At 68.1% G+C, this 23,940-nt stretch carries 26 protein-coding genes; 14 read left to right on the top strand and 12 right to left on the bottom strand.

Annotation, left to right across the window (positions count from 1 at the left end; all coding sequences use genetic code 11):
- Positions 1-8: 8 nt before the first annotated feature.
- From ACEQX1_RS11880 to ACEQX1_RS11865, 4 genes are all read right to left on the bottom strand, one after another.
- Complete coding sequence (locus ACEQX1_RS11880; RefSeq protein WP_370196857.1) at positions 9-3,212, bottom strand: PAS domain S-box protein; 3,204 nt, start codon at positions 3,210-3,212, stop codon at positions 9-11.
- A gap of 310 nt (positions 3,213-3,522) precedes the next feature.
- Positions 3,523-4,695, bottom strand: a complete 1,173-nt coding sequence (locus ACEQX1_RS11875; RefSeq protein ID WP_024352044.1) for a GAF domain-containing sensor histidine kinase — start codon at positions 4,693-4,695, stop codon at positions 3,523-3,525.
- A 112-nt stretch (positions 4,696-4,807) separates the two neighbouring features.
- On the bottom strand, positions 4,808-5,833 hold the full coding sequence (locus tag ACEQX1_RS11870) for a ribonuclease T2 (protein ID WP_370194562.1): 1,026 nt from the start codon (positions 5,831-5,833) through the stop codon (positions 4,808-4,810).
- 100 nt (positions 5,834-5,933) lie between these two features.
- Complete coding sequence (locus tag ACEQX1_RS11865; protein WP_370194561.1) at positions 5,934-6,233, bottom strand: hypothetical protein; 300 nt, start codon at positions 6,231-6,233, stop codon at positions 5,934-5,936.
- A 174-nt stretch (positions 6,234-6,407) separates the two neighbouring features.
- Here ACEQX1_RS11865 and ACEQX1_RS11860 point away from each other — a divergent pair, with 174 nt between their 5' ends.
- Positions 6,408-7,367: an alpha/beta fold hydrolase gene (locus ACEQX1_RS11860; protein WP_370194560.1), complete on the top strand. Its 960-nt coding sequence runs from the start codon at positions 6,408-6,410 to the stop codon at positions 7,365-7,367.
- 130 nt (positions 7,368-7,497) lie between these two features.
- Positions 7,498-7,941, top strand: coding sequence for an MgtC/SapB family protein (locus ACEQX1_RS11855; protein WP_370194559.1), 444 nt, complete (start codon positions 7,498-7,500; stop codon positions 7,939-7,941).
- Between the two features lie 17 nt (positions 7,942-7,958).
- Here the strand turns inward: ACEQX1_RS11855 and ACEQX1_RS11850 are convergent, their stop codons facing one another.
- The 4 genes from ACEQX1_RS11850 to ACEQX1_RS11835 all read right to left on the bottom strand — a co-directional run bounded on the left by ACEQX1_RS11850 (position 7,959) and on the right by ACEQX1_RS11835 (position 13,153).
- Positions 7,959-9,038: an ATP-binding protein gene (locus tag ACEQX1_RS11850; protein ID WP_370194558.1), complete on the bottom strand. Its 1,080-nt coding sequence runs from the start codon at positions 9,036-9,038 to the stop codon at positions 7,959-7,961.
- Between the two features lie 147 nt (positions 9,039-9,185).
- Positions 9,186-10,127 carry a hypothetical protein gene (locus ACEQX1_RS11845; RefSeq protein WP_370196856.1) on the bottom strand — a complete coding sequence of 314 codons (942 nt, stop codon included), beginning with the start codon at positions 10,125-10,127 and terminating at the stop codon, positions 9,186-9,188.
- A 6-nt stretch (positions 10,128-10,133) separates the two neighbouring features.
- Positions 10,134-11,456: a hypothetical protein gene (locus ACEQX1_RS11840; RefSeq protein ID WP_370196862.1), complete on the bottom strand. Its 1,323-nt coding sequence runs from the start codon at positions 11,454-11,456 to the stop codon at positions 10,134-10,136.
- Between the two features lie 491 nt (positions 11,457-11,947).
- Positions 11,948-13,153: a pyridoxal phosphate-dependent aminotransferase gene (locus tag ACEQX1_RS11835; RefSeq protein ID WP_370196855.1), complete on the bottom strand. Its 1,206-nt coding sequence runs from the start codon at positions 13,151-13,153 to the stop codon at positions 11,948-11,950.
- Positions 13,154-13,445: 292 nt separating this feature from the next.
- On the opposite strand from ACEQX1_RS11835, the gene ACEQX1_RS11830 reads away from it, so the two are divergent.
- The 4 genes from ACEQX1_RS11830 (at position 13,446) to ACEQX1_RS11815 (ending at position 16,745) form a co-directional block, all read left to right on the top strand.
- The gene (locus ACEQX1_RS11830; protein ID WP_370196854.1) at positions 13,446-14,915 is read left to right on the top strand and encodes a pilus assembly protein TadG-related protein; all 1,470 of its coding nucleotides are present in this window, start codon (positions 13,446-13,448) and stop codon (positions 14,913-14,915) included.
- Positions 14,912-15,442: a TadE/TadG family type IV pilus assembly protein gene (locus ACEQX1_RS11825; RefSeq protein WP_370194303.1), complete on the top strand. Its 531-nt coding sequence runs from the start codon at positions 14,912-14,914 to the stop codon at positions 15,440-15,442. The genes ACEQX1_RS11830 and ACEQX1_RS11825 overlap by 4 nt, the downstream gene beginning before the upstream one ends.
- Positions 15,439-16,005, top strand: a complete 567-nt coding sequence (locus ACEQX1_RS11820) for a TadE/TadG family type IV pilus assembly protein (protein WP_370194302.1) — start codon at positions 15,439-15,441, stop codon at positions 16,003-16,005. Before ACEQX1_RS11825 ends, ACEQX1_RS11820 begins: the two co-directional genes overlap by 4 nt.
- Before the next feature lie 122 nt (positions 16,006-16,127).
- Entirely contained in the window at positions 16,128-16,745 is a 618-nt protein-coding gene (locus tag ACEQX1_RS11815; RefSeq protein ID WP_370196853.1) for a glutathione S-transferase family protein, read from the top strand.
- A gap of 64 nt (positions 16,746-16,809) precedes the next feature.
- Here the strand turns inward: ACEQX1_RS11815 and ACEQX1_RS11810 are convergent, their stop codons facing one another.
- A complete protein-coding gene (locus ACEQX1_RS11810) occupies positions 16,810-17,400 on the bottom strand; it encodes a superoxide dismutase family protein (protein WP_228239819.1) in 591 nt (196 codons plus the stop codon).
- A gap of 159 nt (positions 17,401-17,559) precedes the next feature.
- On the opposite strand from ACEQX1_RS11810, the gene ACEQX1_RS11805 reads away from it, so the two are divergent.
- Both ACEQX1_RS11805 and ACEQX1_RS11800 read left to right on the top strand, forming a co-directional pair.
- Entirely contained in the window at positions 17,560-18,003 is a 444-nt protein-coding gene (locus tag ACEQX1_RS11805) for a DUF1499 domain-containing protein (protein ID WP_370194300.1), read from the top strand.
- Between the two features lie 141 nt (positions 18,004-18,144).
- Positions 18,145-19,041, top strand: coding sequence for a DMT family transporter (locus tag ACEQX1_RS11800; protein ID WP_370194299.1), 897 nt, complete (start codon positions 18,145-18,147; stop codon positions 19,039-19,041).
- 82 nt (positions 19,042-19,123) lie between these two features.
- Here the strand turns inward: ACEQX1_RS11800 and ACEQX1_RS11795 are convergent, their stop codons facing one another.
- A complete protein-coding gene (locus tag ACEQX1_RS11795) occupies positions 19,124-19,267 on the bottom strand; it encodes a hypothetical protein (RefSeq protein ID WP_154653370.1) in 144 nt (47 codons plus the stop codon).
- A gap of 242 nt (positions 19,268-19,509) precedes the next feature.
- Here ACEQX1_RS11795 and ACEQX1_RS11790 point away from each other — a divergent pair, with 242 nt between their 5' ends.
- The gene (locus ACEQX1_RS11790; protein WP_370194298.1) at positions 19,510-20,556 is read left to right on the top strand and encodes an ion channel; all 1,047 of its coding nucleotides are present in this window, start codon (positions 19,510-19,512) and stop codon (positions 20,554-20,556) included.
- 3 nt (positions 20,557-20,559) lie between these two features.
- Here ACEQX1_RS11790 and ACEQX1_RS11785 read toward each other — a convergent pair whose 3' ends face one another.
- Positions 20,560-20,982: a group III truncated hemoglobin gene (locus tag ACEQX1_RS11785; protein ID WP_370196852.1), complete on the bottom strand. Its 423-nt coding sequence runs from the start codon at positions 20,980-20,982 to the stop codon at positions 20,560-20,562.
- Positions 20,983-21,077: 95 nt separating this feature from the next.
- On the opposite strand from ACEQX1_RS11785, the gene ACEQX1_RS11780 reads away from it, so the two are divergent.
- The 5 genes from ACEQX1_RS11780 to ACEQX1_RS11760 all read left to right on the top strand — a co-directional run bounded on the left by ACEQX1_RS11780 (position 21,078) and on the right by ACEQX1_RS11760 (position 23,367).
- The gene (locus ACEQX1_RS11780) at positions 21,078-21,533 is read left to right on the top strand and encodes an Rrf2 family transcriptional regulator (protein WP_370194296.1); all 456 of its coding nucleotides are present in this window, start codon (positions 21,078-21,080) and stop codon (positions 21,531-21,533) included.
- Positions 21,533-21,805 carry a DUF6522 family protein gene (locus tag ACEQX1_RS11775; RefSeq protein ID WP_024352070.1) on the top strand — a complete coding sequence of 91 codons (273 nt, stop codon included), beginning with the start codon at positions 21,533-21,535 and terminating at the stop codon, positions 21,803-21,805. Before ACEQX1_RS11780 ends, ACEQX1_RS11775 begins: the two co-directional genes overlap by 1 nt.
- A gap of 128 nt (positions 21,806-21,933) precedes the next feature.
- On the top strand, positions 21,934-22,335 hold the full coding sequence (locus ACEQX1_RS11770; RefSeq protein WP_009210213.1) for an acyl-CoA thioesterase: 402 nt from the start codon (positions 21,934-21,936) through the stop codon (positions 22,333-22,335).
- 149 nt (positions 22,336-22,484) lie between these two features.
- Positions 22,485-22,919, top strand: coding sequence for an antitoxin Xre/MbcA/ParS toxin-binding domain-containing protein (locus ACEQX1_RS11765; protein ID WP_370194295.1), 435 nt, complete (start codon positions 22,485-22,487; stop codon positions 22,917-22,919).
- Complete coding sequence (locus ACEQX1_RS11760; protein ID WP_370194294.1) at positions 22,903-23,367, top strand: RES family NAD+ phosphorylase; 465 nt, start codon at positions 22,903-22,905, stop codon at positions 23,365-23,367. Before ACEQX1_RS11765 ends, ACEQX1_RS11760 begins: the two co-directional genes overlap by 17 nt.
- On the opposite strand, the gene ACEQX1_RS11755 is transcribed toward ACEQX1_RS11760, so the two are convergent.
- Positions 23,368-23,703 carry a YnfA family protein gene (locus ACEQX1_RS11755; protein WP_370194293.1) on the bottom strand — a complete coding sequence of 112 codons (336 nt, stop codon included), beginning with the start codon at positions 23,701-23,703 and terminating at the stop codon, positions 23,368-23,370. It lies immediately after the preceding gene.
- Positions 23,704-23,940 lie beyond the last annotated feature (237 nt).

Raw genomic sequence — 23,940 nt, 5'->3', positions numbered from 1 at the left:
GCGCGGGCTCAGTCGTCGGCGATGATCGTCTGGATGCGCCGGGTCAGGTCGCCCATGTCGAAGGGCTTGGTCACCACCTGCATGCCGTGTTCCAGATGGCCGTGATTGAGGACGGCGTTCTCGGCATAGCCGGTGATGAACAGCACCTTCAGGCCGGCGCGCACCTGCCGCGCCGCTTCGGCCACCTGCCGCCCGTTCATGCCGTTCGGCAGGCCGACATCGGTGATCAGCAGGTCGATGCGGGCCTCGGATTCGATCACCTTCATGCCCGAGGGACCGTCGCCGGCCTCGAGTGCGGTGTAGCCGAGCTCCTCCAGAACATCGACGACCAGCATGCGCACCAGCGGCTCGTCGTCGATCACCAGCACCGTCCTGCCGGTCTCGGTCGGCGCGACCGCCGGCACCGGCAGCGCCGCGTCCTCGCTGTCGTCCTTGGTGCCGAGATAGCGCGGCAGGTAAATGCACACCATCGTGCCCTGGCCGAGCTCCGAATAGATCCGCACCTGGCCGCCCGACTGGCGGGCAAAACCGTAGATCATCGACAGGCCGAGGCCGGTGCCCATGCCGATCGGCTTGGTGGTGAAGAACGGATCGAAGGCCTTCTCCACCACGTCCGGCGTCATGCCCGAGCCATTGTCGCTGACGCAGAGCGAGATGTACTGGCCGGGGGCGAGATCGCGCTCCCGCGCCGCGCGGCCGTCAAGCCAGCGGTTCGCCGTCTCGATGGTGATCTTGCCGCCGTCCGGCATGGCGTCGCGGGCATTGATGCAGAGGTTCAGCAGCGCGTTTTCGAGCTGGTTGGGATCGACGAGAACGCTCCACACGCCGCCGCCGACGACGCTCTCGACGCCGATCGCCGGCCCGACCGTGCGCCGGATCAGTTCCTCCATGCCGCTGATCAGGGCGCCGGTGTTGGTCGGCTTGGGATCGAGCGTCTGGCGCCGCGAGAAGGCGAGCAGCCGGTGCGTCAGCGCCGCGGCGCGCTTGGCCGCGCCCTGGGCCGCGACGAGATAGCGGTCGGCTTCGCTCAGCCGCCCCTGCGCCAGGCGTGTGCCCATCAGGTCCAGCGAGCCCGAAATGCCAGCCAGGAGGTTGTTGAAATCATGGGCCAGCCCGCCGGTGAGCTGGCCGACGGCTTCCATCTTCTGCGACTGGCGCAGCGCTTCCTGCGCCCGCTCCAGCTCGGCGGCGGCGTCCTTCTCGGCGTTCACGTCGCGGGCAACCGCGTGGATGAACTGCTCGTCGGGCACGGCCGTCCAGGACAGCCAGACATAGCTGCCGTCCCGTGTGCGGTAGCGGTTCTCGAAGCGCAAGGTCGAAAGACCGTCGGAAAGCCGGCCGGCCTCGGCCTTCGTGGCTTCGGTATCGTCGGGATGGATCAGGTCGAGGAAGGAGGTGCCGACGAGATCCGCCTCGTCCCAGCCGAGCAGCGTCGTCCAGGCCGGGTTGGTGGCAAGGATGGTGCCGTCGAACCGCGCCACCAGCATCAGGTCGGTCGACAGACGCCACATGCGGTCGCGGTCCGCCGTGCGCTCGGCCACCAGGCGTTCCAGATCCTCGCTTTGCCGCGCCTTGGCATCGCGCGCCTCGACGATGTCCTGCATGTCGACGCAGGTGCCGATCCAGCGCAAGGCCGCGCCCGCCTGCGCGGCACGGGCCGGCACGCAGCGGCCGAGGAACCAGCGATAGACCCCGTCCTCGCGGCGCAGGCGGTACTCGATCTCGAACGGCTCTTCGGCGGCGCGCCGCTCGGCCCAGACGGCCAGCGCCCGGGCGCGGTCGTCGGGATGCAGCGCCTCGCTCCAGCCGAAGCCCGCCAGCGCCTCGGCCGACATGCCGGTAAAGGCCTGCAGGAACGGGTTGGTGTAGTCGTAGCGCCCGTCGGCATCGGTGGTGAACAGCACCAGCGGCAGCGCTTCGGCGAAGGTCCGGAACCGCGCCTCGCTCTCGCGGAGCGCCGCCTGGCTGCGACGCTGCTCGGTCAGATCCAGCATCGCCCCGAGCATGCGCACCGCCTGGCCGCTGTCGTCGCGGATCACATGGCCGCGGTCGAGCACGTCCGCATAGCTGCCGTCGGCGCGCAGGAACCGGTATTCGTCGACCCAGCTGGTCTCCGTCCCGTCGATCGCCGCATGGATGCTGGCGTCGACCCGCGCACGGTCCTCCGGGTGAATGTGGCCGATCCACCATTCGCCGGTCGGCTCGACATCGTCCGGCTTGTGACCATAGGCGGTCTCCAGCGCCTCGTTCCAGAGCACGTGATTGGTGGCGAAGTGCCAGTCCCAGATCGCGTCGTTGGTGGCGCGAACAGCCAGGCGGTAGCGCTCGGCGGTTTCCCGCGCCACGGCCTCGGTCTGCTTCTGCTCGGTCACGTCGCGGAAGAACACCGCAAGCCCGTCCTCGACCGGATAGGCCCGCGCCTCGACCCAGATCGCCCGGCCGTCGGGCCAGACATAGCGATGCTCCAGCGCGACCGGGACCCGCTCGCTCATCGCCTTCTTGTAGAGCCGGCCGAGTTCGCCGTCCTCAGTCCCCGGATAGAGCTCCCAGTGCGAGCGCCCGATCAGTTCCTCGCGCGGGCGGCTTTCCAGACGCTCGGCCTCGACATTGAAGTCGATCACCCGGAACTCCCGGTCGAGCAGGGCAAAACCCTCGCCCATCCCGTCGAGAACGCCCTTGGCGCGGGCCTCGCTCTCGCGCAGGCGGCGTTCGGCCAGCACCTGGCCGGTGATCTCGTTGCAGGGACAGAAGAAGCCGGCGATGGTGCCGGTCTCGTCGCGCACGGGGGTGTAGGAGAAGCTGAAATGCGTCTCCTCGAGATAGCCCCGGCGCTGCATGTGCAGCGTGATGTCGTCCATGTGGACCGGCTCGCCCGCATAGGCCTGGTCGACGATCGGCACGAGGTCGGCGCGGATCTCCTGCCACACGTCGAGGAAGTCGCGGCCGAGCGCTGCAGGGTGCTTCGATGCGAGGATCTCGGAATAGGCATCGTTGTAGAGCAGCGTGCGGTCCGGCCCCCAGGCAATGAACATGGCCTGGTTGGACGACAGCATGACGCCGACCAGCGTCTTCAGCGCCGGCGGCCAGTGCCGCGGCGGCCCGAGCGGCGTTTCCGCCCAAGGGAATGCGCGCAGGCATTCGCCCGTGGCGCCGCCGCCGGCCAGAAATGCCGGAATGGCCGAAGAGGCGTCGCCAACCTGCTGATCTGTCATGCTCTTAACATCGCCTCTGCTCACCCCGGCCACCAGTTAGTGCCCGTGGCCGAATCCGCCATCCCCGCCCCCTCACCGTCCTTGCCGAAGGGCGGGAGCGACGGCTGGGAGAGCCGAGAGGCGCGAATTGTCCGGATCGTGTGTTCCGCAGGCCGTCTCGAGCGACCGCTTCATCTCGCGTATCGGTCACAGAACGAAGGTCGGCGCAAGAGGCAGGCCGTGCGGGTTCCACACCCGGCTATCGATTAATTGCCGAGCGTGCTTTCAGGCCGCGCGAACCGGCATCGCTCCCGCCCCCAAAGACGCGTTCTCAGATCGGCATGCGGAAGGTGAAGCGGGTCTCGTCCGGCGTCGAGGCGGCGTCCAGCGTGCCGTCATGGGCCTCGGCGATCTGCGAGGCGATGTAGAGGCCGAGACCCAGCCCCTGCTGGCTCGGACGCGTGTCGGCGCGAAAGAACGGCTGGAACAGATTGCCCATCGCCGCGTCCGGGATCGGCGCGCCGTGATTGCGCACCGACAGCTCGAATCCGCCGTCGTCGGTGCGCGCCTCGACCATGATCGGCCGGTCCTCGGCGCCGTGGGTCAGGGCGTTGCCGAGAAGGTTCGACAGGAGCTGGCCGACCCGCGAACGGTCGCAGGGCACCGGGCGGTCGATCGTCAGATCCACCTCGACCCGGGCATCCGGCCGGATGGAGCGCAACTCGTCGACCACCTGGCGCAGCGTCTCCTCGATCGGCACATCGGCGTCGCGAGACAGGCTGAGGCCGCCGCCGAGCCGCGCCCGGGCCAGATCGAGCACGTTGTCGATGATGCCGCCCATGCGCACGACGCTGCCGCGCATCAGCCCGACGATGTTCCGCGCGCGCTCGTCCAGCGGCCGCTTCGCCAGCATGCTGACGCCGGCGTCGATGGAGGCGAGCGGGTTGCGCAGATCGTGGCCGAGAACCGCGATGAACTGCTCGCGCAGATGGGCCAGTTCCCGCGCATTGGCGAGTTCCGCCTCGCTCGTCGCCAGCTTCTCCTGGCCGTCGAGATGCGAGGCGATCAGGTCGGCAAACAGCGTGAACATGCCGGCGGTTGTCTCGTCCTTGAGGGTCGCCGGCAGCGGATCGATGGCGCAGAGCGTGCCGAAGAACGCCCCGTCGGCGCGGATGATCGGCACCGAGATATAACTGCGGAAGCCGTACATCTTCGGCGTGGGATGATTGCAGTAGATGCCGTCCTGCTCGACGTCGTCGATGATGACGGCCTGACGGCTTTCCTCGATCTCGTGGCAGATCGTGGTCTCCACCTGCAATTCGTCGCCGGGGGTGAGGCCGAAGCCGATCCGGTCGAGGGCGCTGCAGGTGACCCAGCGCTCGCCCGTGACCCGGGCCACGGCGACGAAGCGCATGCCCGTGACGCGGGCCAAGACCTCGAGAATCGTCGGGACCGCCGGAATCCTGCCGATCGCGTCGACGTCTTTCTGCAAATCAGTCTGCACGCTTCAAGCAACTTCCCTGCTGCGCCGGCACCCCATTCCACTCGCGATCATGGCGTCTTAGCAATAGTGACGCAAGCGCGCGGTCCGTTCCGGCGACGCGGTCGCGCGCCTCTCACTGCAGGCCGACGGGGTCGACGATCCCGGCGGCACAGCCGCCCCGCATGCGTGGCGCCGCCCGGATCAGCGCACCGACATCCGCCTCCGGCGTGATCTCACCCTTCAGGCCGACGATCAGTTCCCGCACGATCCGGCGGCCGCCGTCATTGACGCAGCCGACCCGTACCCGCTGGCCGGCGCCGCGGCCGAACGCCGCGTCGAAGGCGTCGCGGATCTCGGCCGCCCTCACCTCCCGCCCGATCGCCCCGGCAAACAGCCGGCGCACCGGCGAGGCGTTGATCGCGCCAAGCACGATGAGCGAATCGGCGAAATATTCCTCGGCATCGGCCCGGTAGCAGGTGCCGTGGCGCAGCCATTCGTGGCGGTCGAGGGCGGAGCGGGCGCCGGGCATCGCCTCAGCCAGCGCCACCGCGGTGTCGGGCTCAAGCGGCAACGGGGCGAGGTCGGACCAGCGCCCGGCCTTGTCGATCCGCTGCTGCGCCGGTGCGACGCCGCAATATTCGGTGCCGCGCGGCTGCGGCCACAGGCCGTGCAGCGAGAAATTGTCAGCATCGAAGCGGCCCGCGCGTTGCGACCGGCATTCGGGCCGCCCCGGCCGGGTCTCGCAGAAGGCCGGCTGCCAGCTGATCGCCAGCACCAGATCGCGATGGGCATTGCGCCCGGCATCGGGGTCCCGCCGGCGGGCCGGCGCGGATCCTTCGCCCGCCGTCTCGACGCGGCGCACACGCTCGCCGCAGGTCTTGGCGATCCAGCGCTGCGCCGGATCGGCGCCCGGAATTTCCACCTGATAATGGCTGCCGTCGCGGCGGTTCTCGCCGATCAGCTTGTAGGCCCGGTCGACGACCAGCCGCTCTCTCTGCCGGTCGGGACCGCCGCGAATGGACAAGGTCGCGTCGCAGGCCTCGCGGGCGATGACGAAGCCCTCCAGCGGCTCCTGTGCGCGCGCGCCGCTCGTCCCGGACCATGCCAGGATCAGCGCCAGCCCCATTGCGATCATGCCGTTCCGTGCGAAGCCGTTCATGCGGCGTCCTCCTCCCGTCCAGCCCGAGCCGATTGTGCACGTCGAATGCCGATCGGCCAACCGCCGCACGGCCTGGCACAAGCGCGTGAGGGACTTGCGGTCAGGACGCCGCGTTGTCGGCGGCGGCCTCGATCCGGCCGCAGCCGACCGCGACCCAGCGCCGGTCCGGCTCGGCGCCCGGAATGCGGAGGAGATAATGGGTCGCCGGCGCGCCACTGCGCGCGATCAGCGCATAGGCCTTGCCGGGCTCGGTGGCGACGGTCCCGGGATTGGACGGATTGGCCAGCGAGGCCAGCGCCGGACAGCGCGCCTCGGCGATGAAGCGGCCGGTCACGGGCGTCTGCGCGGCAACCGGAAAGGCTGCGAGAAGAAGGAGGATGGCGAGAACCGTGCGTGTCATGATCCCGGCGATAGAGCGGAACCGCGGCGGGCGAAAGGCGAAACCCGCATCGTCGCCCGGCATCGCCCGCGCGCAACGGACAGGCCGCCCATTCTGCCCCCATTCCGCGCCCGAGCGCCGTGCGCGACCCGGCGAATCCGGCTATCGTCCGGCATTGAGACGCGGAGACACGACATGTTCGACGGCAGCTACACACTCGACACCAAGACCGGCGCCGCGCTCCATGTCCATCATGCGCAGGCAACGGACCCTGCCCGCGCCATCGTGCTCGTCCATCACGGCCTGTCCGAACACGCCGGACGCTACGGCGAATTCGCCGCGGCGCTCGCCGCGAAGGGCTTCCACGTCTTTGCCCATGATCATCGCGGTCATGGCTCGACCACGGCGGCGGATGCGCCGCTGCGCCGTTTCGCCCGCCGCAACGGCGCCGAGAAGGTGCTGACCGACTGCCGCGCCGTGCATCTGGACGCCATCGCCCGCCATCCGGGCCTGCCGGTGATCGTCTTCGGCCATTCGATGGGCGGCCTCATCGCCCTCAATTACGCCGAGCGCCATGGCCGCGATCTGGGCGGCGTCGCCGTCTGGAACGCCAATTTCACCGCCGGGCTGGAGGAGCGCGTCGGCCGGCTGGCGCTCAAGGTGGAGAAGGCGCTGAAGGGTTCCGACGTGCCCAGCGGCATCCTGCAGCGCGCCACCTTCGAGGCCTGGGGCAAGGCGATCTCGCCCCGCCGCACCATGCAGGACTGGCTGTCCCACGATCCGGCGGCGGTCGACGCCTTCATCGCCGATCCGCTCTGCGGCTTCGCGCCGACCCTGTCGATGATGGAGGACGTCATGGCGCTGATCTTCCAGGGCGGTTCGGACGCGGGCCTGGCGATGCTGCCGGCCGAGCTCCCCGTCCACTGCCTCGGCGGCACAGCCGACCCGGCGACGGACAAGGGCGAAGCAGTCACGGTGCTGGCCGGACGGCTGCGCCTCGCCGGCGTCAGGGACGTCACCCTTCAGATCGTCGAGGGGGCCCGCCACGAGACGCTGAACGAGGTGCCGCTCTATCGCGAGCCGGCCCTGGCGGGGCTTTTCGCCTGGCTCGACCAGATCGTGCCGGCCGGCGACACCGCGGCCCGCCCCGCCTGAACGCACGCCGTCCGCGCGCTGCCCCTTGCCGGCGCGCATGCCCGTCGCATTCTCCTCTGCATGTAGGAATTTGTCACGCGACCTCCTGTCCGGCTTGCGCCGGCCGAGTCGCGACAGCGGGGAGGATGCCATGACCGATCTCTTCAACGAGCCGGCCCTTCGGGAAATCATTCAACAGACCGCGCGGCTCTTCGCGGCGGCACTCCTCGGGGGCATCGTCGGCTACGAGCGCGAGAGCGGCGAACATGCCGCGGGCCTGCGCACCCACATGCTGGTGGCAATCGGCGCCTGCCTCTTCACCCTTTTGATGGTCGTGCTGATCGACCGCTTCGACAGCGACTCGACCCGGGCCGACCCGATCCGCATCGTCGAGGCGGTGACCAGCGGCATCGCCTTCCTGGCGGCCGGGGTCATCATCCAGGCGCGCGGCCGGGTGAAGGGGCTGACCACCGGTGCCTCGCTCTGGCTGGCCGGCGCCGTGGGGCTGGCCTGCGGCCTCGGCGAATATCTGCTCGCGGTGATCGCCGTCGTCCTGACGCTGATCATCCTGCGGGTCGTCAAGCACCTGGAATAGAGGCTCGCAAACGCGCCTCAGGCGACGTGCCGCAGAGCCCCCCTGGCGACCGCTTCCTTGGGCAGCGCCACCACTACCCGGCAGCCGTCCTGATAGGCCGCATCGATGCTGATCCGGCCCTGATGCAGGCCGACGACACGGCGGCAGAGCGCCAGGCCGATGCCGGTGCCGCCCTCGGCGCGCTCGCCCTGCTCGAACTCCTCGAACACGCTCTCCATCTCGCCGGGCGCGATGCCGATGCCGTTGTCCTCCACCGAGATGAGGTGCTCGGCCGCGATCTCCTCGTGCCGCACGATCACCATGGGCGGCCGGTCGCCGTGGTGGGCGAGCGCGTTCTCGATGAGGTTCTGCAGCAATTGCCGGAAGAGGTGCGGCTCGACGTCGAGATTGGGCAGGCGGGCGCTGTGCAGTGTCGCGCCGACGCCCTGCAGCCGCGAGGAGAGGTTGAAATGGATCTCGTTCATCAGGAGGTTCAGGTCGGTCTCGCGGGTCGCCAGCTCCGCCCGGTTCTCCGCCTTGGCCGATTCCAGCAGCGAGGTGACCTGCCGGGCCAGGCCGTGGCCGCTCTTCATCATCAGGTCGACATAACTTTCGGCGCGCGGGCTGAGCGTGGTGTCCCGGTCGTGCCGGATCATGTCCAGCGCGCTGACGATGCTGCTGATCGGCGAGCGCAGGTCATGCGCCGCGAAGGCCGAGAACTTGGCCAGCCGGTCGTTGGCGTCGGCCAGATGCCGCTCGCGCTCGGCCAGTTCGGTGATGTCGGTGGAGATCGCCAGAAGCCGCGGCGCGCCGGACAGGCAGGTAAAGCCGATCTTGCGGGTCAGAAGCACGCGCTTGCGCCCGGTGTAGTCGCTCACGTCCTCGACGATCTCGCTGCGGCCGAGTGCCATGGCGCGGCGGTCCTCGGCGAGGAACAGCGCCGCCTCGTCGGGCTGGAAATCCTCGATGGTAGTGGTGCCGATGATGCCGTCCCGTTTTTCCGGGGGGAAGACTTCGAGAAAGGCGCGGTTCGCGTAGAGAATGACGCTGTTCTCGTCCTTCACGAAGACGAGGTTGGGGTCGTGGTCCATGACCAGCGCAAAGAACTCAGAATCCATGCGTGCTCCAACCGCCGTTTTCGTTTCGCGAATCACTGAATTCGAGAATTAACGGTTTGTTCACCGAATGCGAAGCGCAAACAGCAGCTTCCGCTGCATGTAACGGTTGCAGATTCATCAGGTTAGCTGAGCGAAGACGCCGCAGCGTCAGCCGGAACCGTCCGGTGCGGCCGGGTCCGCCGCGCCGTCACCCGCCGCCGACAGCGTCGGAACCGGCAAGGCCGGCGGCGCCGGCGGGCCGATGAAGCTGGCGTCGTCGGGGAACGGACGCACCATGCGAAAGGCGATCAGCTCGTCCCGCGTCAGCACGTAGAGGCTGTCCGCCGGGGTCTGCATCGCCTTGATCCATACCGCCGGATCGACGCCCATCGCCACCAGCAGTTCCTGGCACCGGGCAATGGTCTCCTGAACCCCGGCGATCGACCGGTCGATGTCGCGCGACACGTCCGAGAGCGGCAGCGCATAGACCTGGTGGACGCCCACCCAGGCACCCTGCCCCGCCTTGCGGGTCAGGCCACCGGCCAGCACCAGCGGACAGGCCGAGGCGCAATAGCCGTCGGCCGGCACCATGGTGGACAGGCGCCGCTCGCGCAGCTCGCGCGCCATGAGGATCGCGTCGTCCACCGCGCCGCCCGGCGAATGCAGGTAGAGGGTGCGGGCTCCGGCCGCCTCGGGGCTCGCCAGGAAATCGCGGAAATCGCCCGCGGTGCCGATCTCGATCCGCCCGATCGCGCTGATCGCACCGTCCGGCCCGGCGACGAATCGCATGCGCTCGGCCATCGCCTCGCCGTCCACCGGACCGTCCCAGCCCGGCAGGCTCGGCACGCCCCGGTCGGGCGCCACAGGGATCGTCTTCGGCAGATAGGGGCGCACCTGGTCGCCCGGCTCGGGACGCGCCAGCGGCATCGGTTCGGTGCGGCTGATGCGCTCGCGGTCGGCCGATGCCTCGGCCAGTTGCCGGTAGTCGAGGAAGGCGATCGAGCCGGCGATGACGAGCAGCGCCACGAAGACGCCGCGCAGGACCGCGCCCTCGGGGATCGCCCGGATCAGCCGTTCGACGCGTCCCGGTGATGCCTCCTCGCCGATCATCGCGGTTCAGCGCACCACGGTCTTGGGAAACGGCGTCGGCCCGCCGGCGGTGTTGGCCTGGACGATGTCGTCGTCCGGGACGTCCCGCGGGTCGTGGGTCGCCATGTCGGCGCGCGCCGCCGCCGGCAGCGTCTCGTCGGTTTCGGCCGTGCGCAGCTTCTTCTGGATGCGGATCGCCCGCATCAGTTCCGCCGCGCTCATGTCGCCGGTCTCCATCTCCTCGCCGTCCTCGCGGCGGATCACGTCCTGGACGATGCACAGGATGAAGATCAGCACCGCCGGCAACAGATCGATGGAGATCGCGCCGGCCCAGGACGGCAGGAAGTCGCGGGCATAGCGGATGACGGCTTCGGGCGAGGACAGCGGCGTGAAGCGCACCGGCACCACCACCGGCCGCGCGAGAATCTCGTCGGCGGCGGCCGCCAGGGCCTGGCTCTGGGCCTGCACGGCGGTCTCGACCCGGCCCACGACCTCGCTCTGGCGGGTGCGCAGATCGTCGTCGGCGCCGTCGGCGATCGGCGCGATGAAGGTGCGGCCGAGATCCTCCGCCGCGCGGCGCACGGTCGGCGCCACGGAGGTCTGCTGCAGGGCGGTGATCAGCCCCGACAGGGCCACCGCCTGCTCGGCATAGGCATTGGCACGGTCGGCGATCGGCCCCTGCGAGGACACGAGCTGGCGCATCGCCGACAGGCGCTCGCCGCCCTCCCCGAACAGCGTCTTGACGTCTTCGCGCGAGGCGGTGATCTCGCCCTGAAGCCCCGTGAGCTGGTTCGACATCTGGCGCAGCAGCTGCACCACCGTGCCCGAGCCCGACGTGCCGGTGAGAACGCCCGAGCGGGCCTCCTGCTCGGAGAGCCGGGCGAAGCGCTGCGAGGCGAGCTGGATGTCGGGCAGAAGGCTCTGGGCCGCCAGCGCGTTCTCATGCGCCTCGTTCAGCTTGCCCTGATATTCCTCGGTGGTGACCGCCAGATGCTGCTCCAGCGCCGCCGCACCCGCCAGCGCCGCGGCATTCAGCCAGGACGACATGGCGATGATCATCGCCGCGCCGAGGCCCATCGCGACATAGAGCATCCGCCGGCTGCCCGGCTGGCGCACATGCGGCATGAACCGCATCAGATAGGACCAGAAGGCGTAGATCGCGACGGAGACCGCCGAGGAATAGACGATGGCACCCAGGAACACCGTCGTCGCCGTGCCGTCGAGCAGCTCGCGCACGCCGAGATAGGTGTAGACGCCGCTGGCCAGCGCCAGCACCGCCAGCGTGATGCGGGTTGTCGTGTCGAGGCGGGTCAACTGCCCGCGCAGCGTATAGGATTGCGATGCGCTCATCGGCCCCTGGCCCTTCAGACATTCGTCGATGCGGGTCGAGCCGCTCACCGTTGTTAACCCGACATTAGGGCTATCGCATGTTGGCGGGTAGCCGGGTGCCGCCGAAAGCTGCGCATGCGGTTAACCGCCGCGCCGGGCTCCATCGGTTTTGCCGATCGGTCGATCGGGTTTTGCTATGACGATCAAGCACAGGCGCCGCGTCTAGTCATGCGTCAAGCGCATGGCTCACATACCGAATTGGGCGTGGTGCCGAATCCGCCGATGGCTATGTTCCACTGCAGTCAGCCGCCGACGGCACCTCCTCCCGCCGTTTGGCACTGGCTGTTTCCTCCCAAGGGTTTTTCGGAATCCTTCCTAATTCAGCCGGGTTCTCGCGAACCCGGCTTTTTTTTCTGTCCGGGCTTTGCCCGCGCCTGCGCGTCCGACCACCGCCCACGAAAAAAGGCGGCCCCGGGGAGCCGCCTTTCGTCACGCAATCATGTCTCGGATTGTCAGGCCTTGAGGCTGGCGCAGAATCGCTGGATCCGCTTGCAGGCTTCCTCAAGCGCCTCTTCCGACGTCGCATAGGAGATGCGGAAGTTCGGCCCGAGGCCGAAGGCCGAGCCATGCACCACCGCCACGCCCTCGGCCTGCAGCAGTTCGGAGACGAAGGTCTCGTCGCTGTCGATCACCGTGCCGGCTTCGGTCTTGCGGCCGATCAGGCCCTGGCAGGACGGATAGACGTAGAAGGCGCCTTCCGGCGTCGGGCAGTCGATGCCGTTGGCCTGGTTCAGCATCGACACGACGAGGTCGCGCCGGCCCTGGAAGATCGCCCGGTTGGTGTCGATGAAGTCCTGCGGACCGTTCAGCGCCTCGACCGCCGCCCATTGCGAGATCGAGCAGGCACCGGAGGTCTGCTGGCCCTGGATCATGTCCATGGCCTTGATCAGCTGCACCGGGCCGCCGGCATAGCCGATGCGCCAGCCGGTCATGGCATAGGCCTTCGACACGCCGTTCATGGTCAGCGTGCGCTCGTAGAGCGCCGGCTCGACCTGGGCGGGCGTGGTGAAGGTGAAGTCGCCATAGACCAGGTGCTCGTACATGTCGTCGGTCAGCACCCAGACATGCTCGTGGCGCAGCAGGACATCGGTCAGCGCCTTCAGCTCGTCGCGCGTATAGGCGGCGCCCGACGGGTTGGACGGCGAGTTGAACAGGAACCACTTGGTCTGCGGCGTGATCGCCGCTTCCAGCGCCTCCGGCGTCAGCTTGAAATTGGTCTCGATGCCGGCCGGCACGAAGACCGGCGTGCCGCCGCAGATCGCCACCATCTCCGGATAGCTGACCCAGTAGGGCGCCGGGATGATCACCTCGTCGCCGGGGTTCATCGTCGCCATGAAGGCGTTGAACAGGATCTGCTTGCCGCCGGTGCCGACGATCACCTGCTCCGGCTTGTAGTCGAGGCCGTTCTCGCGCTTGAACTTGGCGGCGATCGCCTGGCGCAGCTCGGGAATGCCCGAGACCGGCGTGTACTTGGTCTCGCCGCGGTTGATCGCCTCGATGGCCGCCTGCTTGATGTTGTCCGGCGTGTCGAAGTCCGGCTCGCCGGCGCCCAGGCCGATGACGTCACGCCCCTGCGCTTTCAGCTCGCGCGCCTTCTGGGTGACGGCGATGGTCGCTGACGGCTTTACGCGGTCGAGGGCGGCGGCAAGAAATGCCATGGGTGCTGAACTCCGATCGTAGCTGCGGGAAGGCCCCTGCGGGCGCGCGGACCCTAATGCCAGCCGCGGCGGGCTGCAAGCCGGGCCCCGCGCAAGCCCGTCGCTATTCACCGGCCACCACTGCCGCCGCGACGATGGCGGCGAGACCGCCCGCCGCCCGGCCTTCGCCGGCCGCACCGCGCCGATCCGGGACGCCATGGCTGCGGAATATTTTCCGATGCCTCGCTATAAGCGCTTATTTTTAAGGCGTTTTAAATCTCGTCGGCGCAATAATAAGACAGCCCTATAGTTCATGCATTGGCGCTCGATGAAACCCTCCGCCTTTCGGTCCAGATTCCTGCGCGCCAGAGCCGGCAGCATCCCCGTCATGACGGCGCTGATGCTGGTGCCGATGATCGTCATCTCCGGCGGCGCCATCGACCTCATCGCCCATGAGCGGCTGCGCTCGGTGCTGCAGGACGGTCTCGATCGCGGCGTCCTGGCGGCGGCCTCCCTCACACAAACGCGTCCGCCGCGCGAGACCATCGAGAGCTTCCTCAAGGCGGCCGTGACGAAGGGCAGCTACGCCCTCGACGTGAAGGCCGACGAGCTCAGCAACGCCAAGCGGGTCGAGGCCAGTGCCACCGCCGTCACCGACACGGCCTTCCTGCGGCTGATCGGCATCGACCAGCTCACGGTGGTGGCCCATGCGGAGGCCGAGGAGAAGCGCAAGAACATCGAGATCTCGCTGCTGCTCGACATGTCCGGCTCCATGCGCTTCGACAAGTCCGGCAGCTATCCCGGCCCCAGCGGCGCCATGCGCATCAACTATCTGCGCCCGGCGGCCAAATCCTTCATGGACATGGTGCTGGCCGACGGCGCCGAGGACTACACCACGGTCAGCATCGTGCCCTATGCCGGCCAGGTCAGCATCGGCCCGGTGCTGTTCGACGCCCTGACCCGCAACCGCCGCCAGCACGACCGCTCGTCCTGCTTCCAGTTCGGCCGCAACGACTTCACCCTCGGCGTGCCGGATTTCGCCAATCTTCCCCAGACCCAGCACTTCACCCAGTCGAACCACCACGACGCGCTGAAGAAGGCCGGCGAGGCGCAGATCACCGAACCCTGGTGGTGCCCGGACGATCCCCACGATCCGCGGCCGGGCACGACGCACGATTTCGTCGCGGGCGAAGGCAAGGACACCGACCGGACCAGCGTCTCGTTCCTCTCCAACGACCGCGAATATCTCAAGCGGCAGATCGACAATTACAAGCTCTATGACGGCACCGGCACGCCGATCGCGCTGAAATGGGGGCTGCTGCTGCTCGATCCGGCGATCCAGCCGATGCTGCGCGAGGCGGCGCGCTACCGGGCCCTGTCCGACGAACTCGATATCGACGCGCGCTTCAGCAACCGGCCGGCCAGCTTCACCGATCCCGACACGATGAAGTTCCTCGTGCTGATGACCGACGGCGCGATCAGCAGCCAGCGCATTCCCAAGGATGCGAGCAAGCCGGTCCAGTACTACAACAATGGCAGCCTCAACACCGACCTCTATACCGTCGGCGACGCCGAACGCTTCGCCGCGGCCCTGTGCACCGCGGCCAAGCAGAAGAACGTCATCGTCTTCACCATCGGCTTCGACGTGAACGACACAGCGGCCAAGCAGATGTCGAACTGCGCCAGCGGCGCGGAGCGCTTCTACCGGGTCAACGCCCTCGACATCCAGGACGCGTTCAAGTCGATCGCCACGGCGATCCAGAAGATCAAGCTGATCGGATGACACTCCCCCTGCCGATCCTGAAGGCTTCGCTGCGCCTTGCCCGCGACCGGCGCGGCGCGACCGCCGTCGAGTTCGCGCTGGTGGTGCCGCTGTTCCTTGCCATGGTCTTCTCGATCTTCGAGGCCGGCTGGCTGATGACCCAGACGATCATGCAGGACGGCGCGCTGAACCGGATCGTGCGGCAGCTGCGCATCGCCGACAATGCAGCGATCTCGGCCGACGATCTCAAGCAACGGATCTGCGCCCAGGCGATGGTCTTCACCGATTGCGCGGCGAACACCACGGTCGAGCTGATCGCCCTCAGCAATGCCTCCGACACGATCCCGGAGACCGTCGCGCGCTGCGTCCATCGCGGCACGGTGCCGGCCTATCGGCCGGGCGAGCGCTCGGAGCTGATGTTCGTGCGGGTCTGCACCTCGGTGCGGCCGATGACGCCGATGCTCGGCCTCGCCGTGGCGCTGCCCGACGGCGACACCGGCGCCTATGGCATCAATTCCTACGCCGCCTTCGTCAACGAGCCGCAATGATGGCCGCTCCCGCCCCCATGGATGCCGCAACGCCGCCCGCTCGCCATCGCCGCCTCCTCGGCGACCGGTCCGGCGTCGCGGCGGTCGAGTTCGCGCTGATCGCGCCGCTGCTCGTCCTCGTCCTGCTCGGCACCGTCACGCTCTTCGACTTCTACCGGGAGAGCCTGGCGCTCGAACGCGCCACCGCCTCGATGAGCGACTACATGTCCCGCCAGACCGAACTGCCGAAATCGGTGCTCGACAACCGCATCATCGCCACGCTGAAGGCGCTGGTGCCGCAGCCCGACGGCGCGCTCGAGGTCCGGATTTCCAGCCTGACCCGCTCCTCGCGCGGCTTCGACACCGACTGGAGTTACCCGCCCGACGCCTCGCCCGCCTTCGCGGACCGCCCCATCCCCGAAGACCTCCTGCCGTCGGTCGCCATCGGCGACTCGATCCTCGTCACCGAGACGATGATCCCCCAGAACGCCATGTTCGACGTGGTCCGGCTGAAGGGCATGACCCACAGTTCGGTCGCAGCCGTCCGCCCCCGCTTCACCAAGCGCATCGCCGGGCCGAACTGAGCCCACTCGACCCGACGGGTCGATACGCCCGGCCCGCGCTCGACGGTCCGCGCCGCACCTTCATTGCCGGCGGCGGCCGATGCTATGCTGCGCCTTCAGGCAAGCGGCGCGGAAGGCACGCGATGTTGACGATCCACGGCATGGCCGATTCCGGCAATTGCTACAAACCCCGGCTGCTGATGGCGCTGCTCGGCCGTCCGTTTCGCCATGTCGCGGTGAGCACGCTCGACGGCGGCACCAGGCAGCCCGCCTTCCTCGCCGCCAATCCCAACGGCAAGGTGCCGCTGCTCGAACTGGACGACGGCCGCACCCTGCCGGAATCCAACGCCATCCTCTGCTATCTCGGCGACGGTACCCGCTTCGTGCCGGACGACCGCTTCGCGCGCGCCGAAATGCTTGGCTGGATGTTCTTCGAGCAATACAGCCACGAGCCGCACATCGCCGTGCGGCGCTCGCTGCTGGTCGCTCCGCAGCTGCGCCAGGCCGCGACGCCGCAGCGGCTGGCCGACACGCTGGCCGGCGGCCACAAGGCCCTGGCGGTGATGGAGCAGCGCCTCGGTGCGGCGCAATGGCTGGTGGGCGACGCGCCGAGCCTCGCCGACATCGCGCTCTATGCCTATACCCACCGGGCCGGCGAAGGTGGGTTCGAGCTGACGGATTATCCCGGCATCCGGGCATGGCTGGCGCGGATCGAAGCGCTTCCCGACTACCGGCCGATCGGCTGGCTGCCCGGCGCCTGAGCGCCGGACACGGTTTTCATCGGCTGCCGGCCATCGCCGGCAACCTGTTCTGTCAGCGGGCGGCTTACTGGCCCGAATAGACGACGCCGCAGGCAATGCGGTCGCCGGCGTCGCCCGAGGGCTGCGAGGAATAATCGTCGGTGCCGCCATGCACGACGATTGCCGAGCCGTCGGCATCGTTCAGCGGCGCCTCGCCGCCGGTCAGCGTCAGCGCCGGCGCGAAGCTCTCGAAGCTTGCCGAGCCGTCGGTGGTGGTGAAGTTCGGCAGGTCGCCGGCATGATGGCCGCCCTCGACCTTGTAGCCATGCTCCTTGTCGGTCGGGTTGTAATGGCCGCCGGCCGAGGAGAAATCGCCTTCGCAGACGCCGGTCTCGTGGACGTGGAAGGCATGGTCGCCATCGGCGAGATTGGCGAGATCGGCCGACAGCAGGAGGCCGTGCGGGGTCGGGGTCACCGTGACCGTGCCGGCCGAGCCGCCATCGGCGCCCTTCATCTCGACGGTGATCGGCTCCATATCGTTCTGCATGCCGGCATTCATGCCGTCGGACGGCGCGTTGGCCGGCTTGTCGGTCGGGGTCGGCGTCGAATCCTGCGCCATCGCCGGAACGGCGAACAGGGCGGAGGTGGCAAGAGCGAGTGTCGCGATGCGAAGCATGGGACGGTTCCTTCCGGTTGCGCAGGCCCGCGCCAGGTTTGGTCCGCAGGCCTTAGTGTCGTCCCCCCGCAACGACCGCCCGGCGGCGATCGTTCCGCTCTGATCAGCCAGGCGTGACCGCCCCGGCTGCCCGCAGGCATTGGTACGGAAAGGCAAGGCATGGCCCATCTTCTCGAGGCGCTCTGGACACGGCTGGGCGGGCCCGCCGACCAGGGACCGGTCGATCTTGCGAAGCTGACGCGGCGCTCCGTGCCGAACGACAGCGTCGCGGCGTCGCCCGGCGCCACCGCGGCCCGGGTCGATGTCGCCCTCCCCGTCTTCGCAATCCCGCCGCAGGCGCTGCTCGCCCGGCTCGACGCGGCCCTCGCCGAGGACGGCGACGTCATGCGGGTCGATCATGGCCAGACGCCGAACTACCGCCGCTATGTGGCGCGCAGCGCCGTCCTGCGCTTTCCCGACACGATCGACGTGGATGCCTTCGGCGCGCCGGGGGGCACGCTGATGCGGATCTATGGGCGCGCGCTGCTCGGCCGGTCCGATCTCGGCGCCAACGCCAGGCGGCTGAGCCGCTGGGCGGAGCTCCTGGCAAACGCCGCCCGCTGACCCCGCCCGCGCTGACCGCCGCTGCGGGCGCAGCGGGCCTGCCTTGCCTCGCCCCACCGGCTCCGATAGTCAGCAAGGCGATCGGTTCGCGGCGCTCCATCGGCCCTCGCGAACCTCTCTCCCATCCTGTCTCCGGTCGCCATGACACGCCTTCGCGCCAATTGCCTGCTGCTTCTCGCCGGTGCCGTCTGGGGCATGGGCTTCGTCGCCCAGTCGACGGCGATGGCCGCGGTCGGCCCGTGGACCTTCACCGCGGCGAAGTTCGGCATCGCGGCGCTGACCCTCGTGCCCTTCGCCATCGCCGAAGGCCGCCGCGCGGCCGCGCCGGTGCCGCCCGGCACAAGGATCGGCTTCGTCGGCATCGGCGCGCTGCTGTTTCTCGCCGCCATCACCCAGCAGATCGGCATGGTCACCACCACCGTGACCAATGCCGGCTTCCTGACCGGGCTCTATGTGGTGCTGACGCCGATCCTCGGCCTCGCGCTGCTGCGCAGCCGGCCGCACTGGGTGGTCTGGCCGGCGGCGCTCACCGCGCTGACCGGCATCGCCCTTCTGGGCGGCGGCAGCCTGGCGGCACTGAATGTCGGGGATATGTGGATGCTGGTCTGCGCCGTGTTCTGGGCGCTGCAAATCGTCTTCGTCGGGCTGTTCGCCGGCCCGAGCGGCCGGCCCTACACGCTGTCCTTCGTGCAGTTCGCCGTCACCGCGATCCTCGCCGGCCTCGGCACGCTGGCCTTCGAGGCCCCGACCCTTGCCGGCCTGTGGCAGGCCTGGCCGGAAATCGTCTATGGCGGCGTCCTGTCGACAGGGCTCGCCTTCACCCTGCAGATCATCGGCCAGCGGCACACGACGGCGGCGCAGGCGGCGATCTTCCTGTCGTCGGAATCGCTGTTCGCGGCGCTATTCGGCGCGATCATCCTCGGCGAGCGCATCGCGGCCATCGGCCTCGTCGGCTGCGCCCTGATCTTCACCGCCATGCTGGCGGTCGAACTGGTGCCGATGCGGCGCTGGGGCAAAGCGCGGCACGCCGAAGCCTGAGGGCATACAGCTTGGCATCGCGCGGCGTCGTCTCAGCCGCGCTGTTCCGCCCGGCGCCAGTCGGCGCCGGTGTCGATCCTGCCTACTCGATCATGCCGCGATGGTTGCGACGATACTCGTCGCGCATGCGGCGGGCATCCTCGATGACCGCGGCGGCCTCGACGAAGAAGCCGGCAACGCGCTGGTGGAAGCGGCGGGGACGGCTGGGAGAAGTCTGAGGGGCCATGATGGGTCTCCGGTCTGTTTCATGTTGCAATGCAACAGATAGGCCGCTCCGAGGTCGCGTGGCACCGGGCCGCTTGCAAGGCAGCCATGCAGGATTGCCGCGATCGGCGCGCCGCACCGCCTCGGCGCCGCTGCCGCCTCCGCCCGCTTCACGTTTTCGGGATCGGATCGCAGCGTGCCGCGTTGGCGCTGGACGCGTCCTCTTCACCGCTCCCTCACGGCCCCCGATCCGGAACTCTCGCCATGATCCTTCTCTCGCTTCTCGGCGCGGCCCTCGTCGCCTGGACCATCATCGAAATCGGCCTGACCACCCTGACGGCCCGCGGTGCCGGCCCGCTCACCGCCTGGTCCATGCAGGGGGCGTGGCGGCTGGCGCTCCGGGTTTCCGGTGGCGGCGCGCGCGGCCATCGGCTGCTGTCGGCGGCCGGCCCGCTCATTCTCGCCGGCTCGGCGCTGGCCTGGTTCGTCGGCCTGTGGCTCGGCTGGTGGCTGATCTTCCTCGGCGGCGGCGACGGCATCGTCAACGCCCAGACCAAGGCGCCGGCCGACGCGGTGGAAATGCTCTATGTCGCCGGCTACACGCTGACGACCCTCGGCCTCGGCGATTTCCAGCCGTCGGGCGCGCTGTGGCAGCTGCTCACCGCGCTCTGCGCCGCCAACGGCCTTCTCGCCCTCACCCTGTCGGTCACCTATCTCGTGCCGGTGATTTCGGCGGCAGTCGCCAAGCGCCAGCTGGCGATCACCATTCACGGCCTCGGCAGCACGCCGGACGGCATTCTGAGCCAGAGCCGGGACGGCGACGGCTATGGGCGGCTCGCCAGCATCCTCGATACGCTGTCTCCGAACATCATCACCCTCGGCCAGCAGCATCTGGCCTATCCGGCGCTGCATTATTTCCATTCGGGCGAAGCGGCGGCGGCGCTGCCGCTGCGCCTCGCCGCGCTCAGCGAAGCCGTCGACAGCATCGCCGCCACCGTGCCCGCCGACCGCCAGCCCGACCGGCTGTCGATGATCCGCTGCCAGTCGGCGATCACCTCGTTCCTCTGGTCGCTGCGCTCGGGCCACATCAAGCTGGCGGGCGAGGAGCCGCCGCGGCTGCATGGCGACGATGCCGCCCGCCCAGCACCGGCCGGCGGCATGGACGGAGTGCCCGCCGGCCACGCCGGATCGGTCGATCGCCGGCTGCTCCTGTCGCTGGTCCAGAGCGATGGCTGGTCCTGGCAGGCGATCAATCGCTGCGACAGCGACGACGACGCCCTGGAGCGCCAGACCCGTCCAAACACCGACTGACGATCACTGGCCGCGCGGATGGGCCGGCCGCAGATCGGCGAGCTCCGGCCGGAAGAACAGCCCGGCCTTCAGGCTGTCGGCGATCCGCTCGGCCTTCTCGTGAAACACCGCGGCCGTTTCCGCCGGAAACCGCCGGCTGGTGGTCTCGCGCCACAGGCCCAACCAGCGATCGAACATGGCGAGATCGATCTCGCCGCGATGGCGGTGGTGGACGGCGAAGGGATTGCCCTTGTAGCGGCCCGAGGTGAGCATCACCGACGACCAGAAGCCGGTCAGCCGCTCCAGATGCGCCGGCCAGTCCGTCACCGCCCCCTCGAAGACCGGCCCCAGCACCGGGTCGGCCCGAACCCGGTCGTAAAAATCGGCGACCAGCAGGCGCAGCGAATCCTCGTCGACGATCGGCGAAACAATGCGGTCCTCGGACATGGGGCGACCTCGCGGCAGGCCGGCGGACGACGCCGCTGGCTAAATATGTATTTCTGATATATGTTTTATCGGCACAGCGAAAGGGAGCCCGGCGCATGCGCCTTACCCGCTACACCGACTATGCGCTGCGCGTCGTGATCTACCTCGCCGCGCGGCCCGACGGCCTGTCCTCGGTGGCCGACATTTCCGCGGCCTACGGGATTTCGCGCAACCATCTGACCAAGGTGGTCCACGAGCTCGGCAAGGCCGGCTATGTCACGACCCTGCGCGGACGGTCCGGCGGCATCCGCCTCGCCCGGCCCGCGTCGCAGATTTCCGTCGGCGAGCTGGTGCGGGCGACCGAGGACGGGTTCGACCTTGCCGATTGCGGCCGCTGCATCATCCAGCCGGCCTGCGGCATGAGCGGCGTCCTCGCCGAAGCCGTCACCGCCTTCCTCGCCGTCCTCGACCGCTACAGCTTTGCCGACCTGCCGAAGCGCGAGATCGATATCCTGTCGCTGTTCCCGCTGGCCGAGCCCGGCAATGCGTCCCGCGTGGCGGCGCGCGCCTGATGGCCGATCACGCTCCCCAGGACGACAGCGGCGATGTCGAGGTCGACAGCACGGCGGTGGCCGCCGCCTTCGGCCTGCCGGTCGCTTTCTTCCGGACCGAGCTGCGCCGCGGCAATGTCCGCGGCACGGTCGAGCGCGGCGTCGGCGCCGATGCCGGGCGCCACCGGCTGGTCTTCCGCTATCGCGGCCAGCGCCGGGTGCTGATCCGCCAGCCCGACGGACATCTGGTCCCGGAAGAACCGGAGAGCGGCGCCCCGCCGTGCCAGAGCTGATCGCGGCCGAACGCCGCCGAAGGTCAGGCAAGCCGCCCCCGCACTCGTGCCCCCGCGCGATCCGTCCGTCACCGCTGCCAAGTCCTGCCGCGTCTGCTATGCCATTCGGGCCAATGAGGAGACGCGCGATGGACGAGACCGACGAACAGCCCCGGGGCGAGCTGACCATCCGGCTGCCGGCCATGCCGGCCGACGCCAATGCCAATGGCGACATCTTCGGCGGCTGGGTGATGTCGCAGATGGATCTGGCGGCCGGTATCCGCGCGGCCGAGCGGGCCCGCGGCCGGGTCGCGACCATCGCGGTCAACACGCTGATCTTCAAGAAGCCGGTGAAGATCGGCGACACGCTCTGCGTCTATTCCACCATCGACAAGGTCGGCCGCACCTCGATCACCCTGTCCATCGAGGCCTGGGCCAAGGGCCGTGCCCGCCACGAGCGCACCAAGGTCACCGAGGGCACCTTCGTCATGGTGGCGATCGACGACGAGGGCCGCCCCACCGCCGTGCCGGCCGAGACCATCGCCGACTGAGATTCGGCCCACTGATCTCGCATAACGCCAACACCCTAAATCTTAGGATTGACGGCAGGTTGGCGGCATGTCGATTTACTATATGAATATCGCGTTAACCGAACCGGCTCTTTGGAAGTGCGTTCGGAAAATATGTGTGGAGTGAAAATATGATCAGCCCACAGAAAGAATTATACAATGCGGGATTTCGAGAAATTGAAAAAATCGAAAAGGACGCAGGCAACCTAGCCGTATCTTCTCCTGAGAATTTCACCGTTGAACATCGACTAATCGAGCTTCTTCTATCGATTGGAGTGAAGCGCGAAGAGATTGAGCGGATCGTATTCCATGACAGAGGCGAAGGAACAGATCATTTCTCTGGAAAAACACTTAGCCGGACAGAGTCTGATCGGCTAAACAGGATTTCTCATATAGTACAAATAGCCGAAAGGGTCTTCGGCTCCCATGAGAAAGCATTTTTCTGGCTCCGAATGCCGAATATTGATCTGAATAACCAAAACCCGATGAAGGCTATCGAAACTGAAACTGGTGCTAGGATTGTAGATGAAATACTAGCTCGGATCGATTATGGCATCGCCGCATGATATCATAGAAATCATCGATGATAGAAGAGAGATATTTGCATGGAGGCTATCTAACTACGAGACGATTGACGGGGTTGGAGGATTAAGGGCGTCAGGCCGGTGGCATACAAAACCAAAGCCGATCGTGTACTGCGCAGACGCCCTCGAAAATGCTATATTGGAGATGGAGCGGCGGCTTCCCAGATATTTGTTTCCTGCCACGTATAAGGCAATAAAGATCCGAATACCCTCAACTTTCACGCTCGCGACGGTAAGAAGCGATAAGTTGCCGATCAACTGGCATGATGATTGGAAAATTACACAGCCGGTCGGCGATTATTGGCTGAGCTCTCTGCTTTCCCCAGTCCTTCTCGTGCCTTCCGTAGCTCATAGCGGCAAAAACATACTACTGAACCCCGTGGATCGGAAATCGGACTTTTTAGATATCGTTGAGGTCCGCAGCCTATAATCAGGCGCCGCGCGGCGCCCACAGGATGATCGCCGCGCCGACGAGGCAGAGCCCGGCGCCGGCCATGTCCCAGCGGTCCGGCCGGCTGCCCTCCACCAGCCACAGCCAGCCGAGTGAGGCGGCGATATAGACGCCGCCATAGGCCGCATAGGCCCGTCCCGCCGCCTCCACCGGCACCAGCGTCAGGAGGAAGGCGAACAGCGCCAGGCTGGCAAGCCCCGGCACCAGCCAGAGCCCCGAGGCGCCCGAGCGCAGCCACGACCACATGGCGAAGCAGCCGGCGATCTCGGCCAGCGCGGCCGCGACATAGGTGATGGCGGTGAGTGCGGGCGTCATCGGATCTCCCCTGGCGCGGTCCGGTTCGGCGCAGCGCGACCCAGCCGCATTGCACCAGCGGCAAGCCGCCCGCAACCGCGACGGCTGCAACGACGGCAAGGATGTCACCACCGCGTCGGCCGGCGAGCCGCATGCCCTGCACGGCGCAGCATCACCCGGATAAGCCGGTGGCCTATTCCCGGCGGTCGGACGCGGCGCAAGGGTCCACCGCCCGGTTGCCTTGTCCTATCAGGGACC

Origin of the sequence: Aurantimonas sp., assembly GCF_964217435.1 — a bacterium.
In the GTDB taxonomy this organism is placed as follows: domain Bacteria; phylum Pseudomonadota; class Alphaproteobacteria; order Rhizobiales; family Rhizobiaceae; genus Aurantimonas; species Aurantimonas coralicida.
The sequence above is the reverse complement of the archived record's forward strand: the minus strand, read 5'-3'. Positions and strand labels throughout refer to the sequence as shown.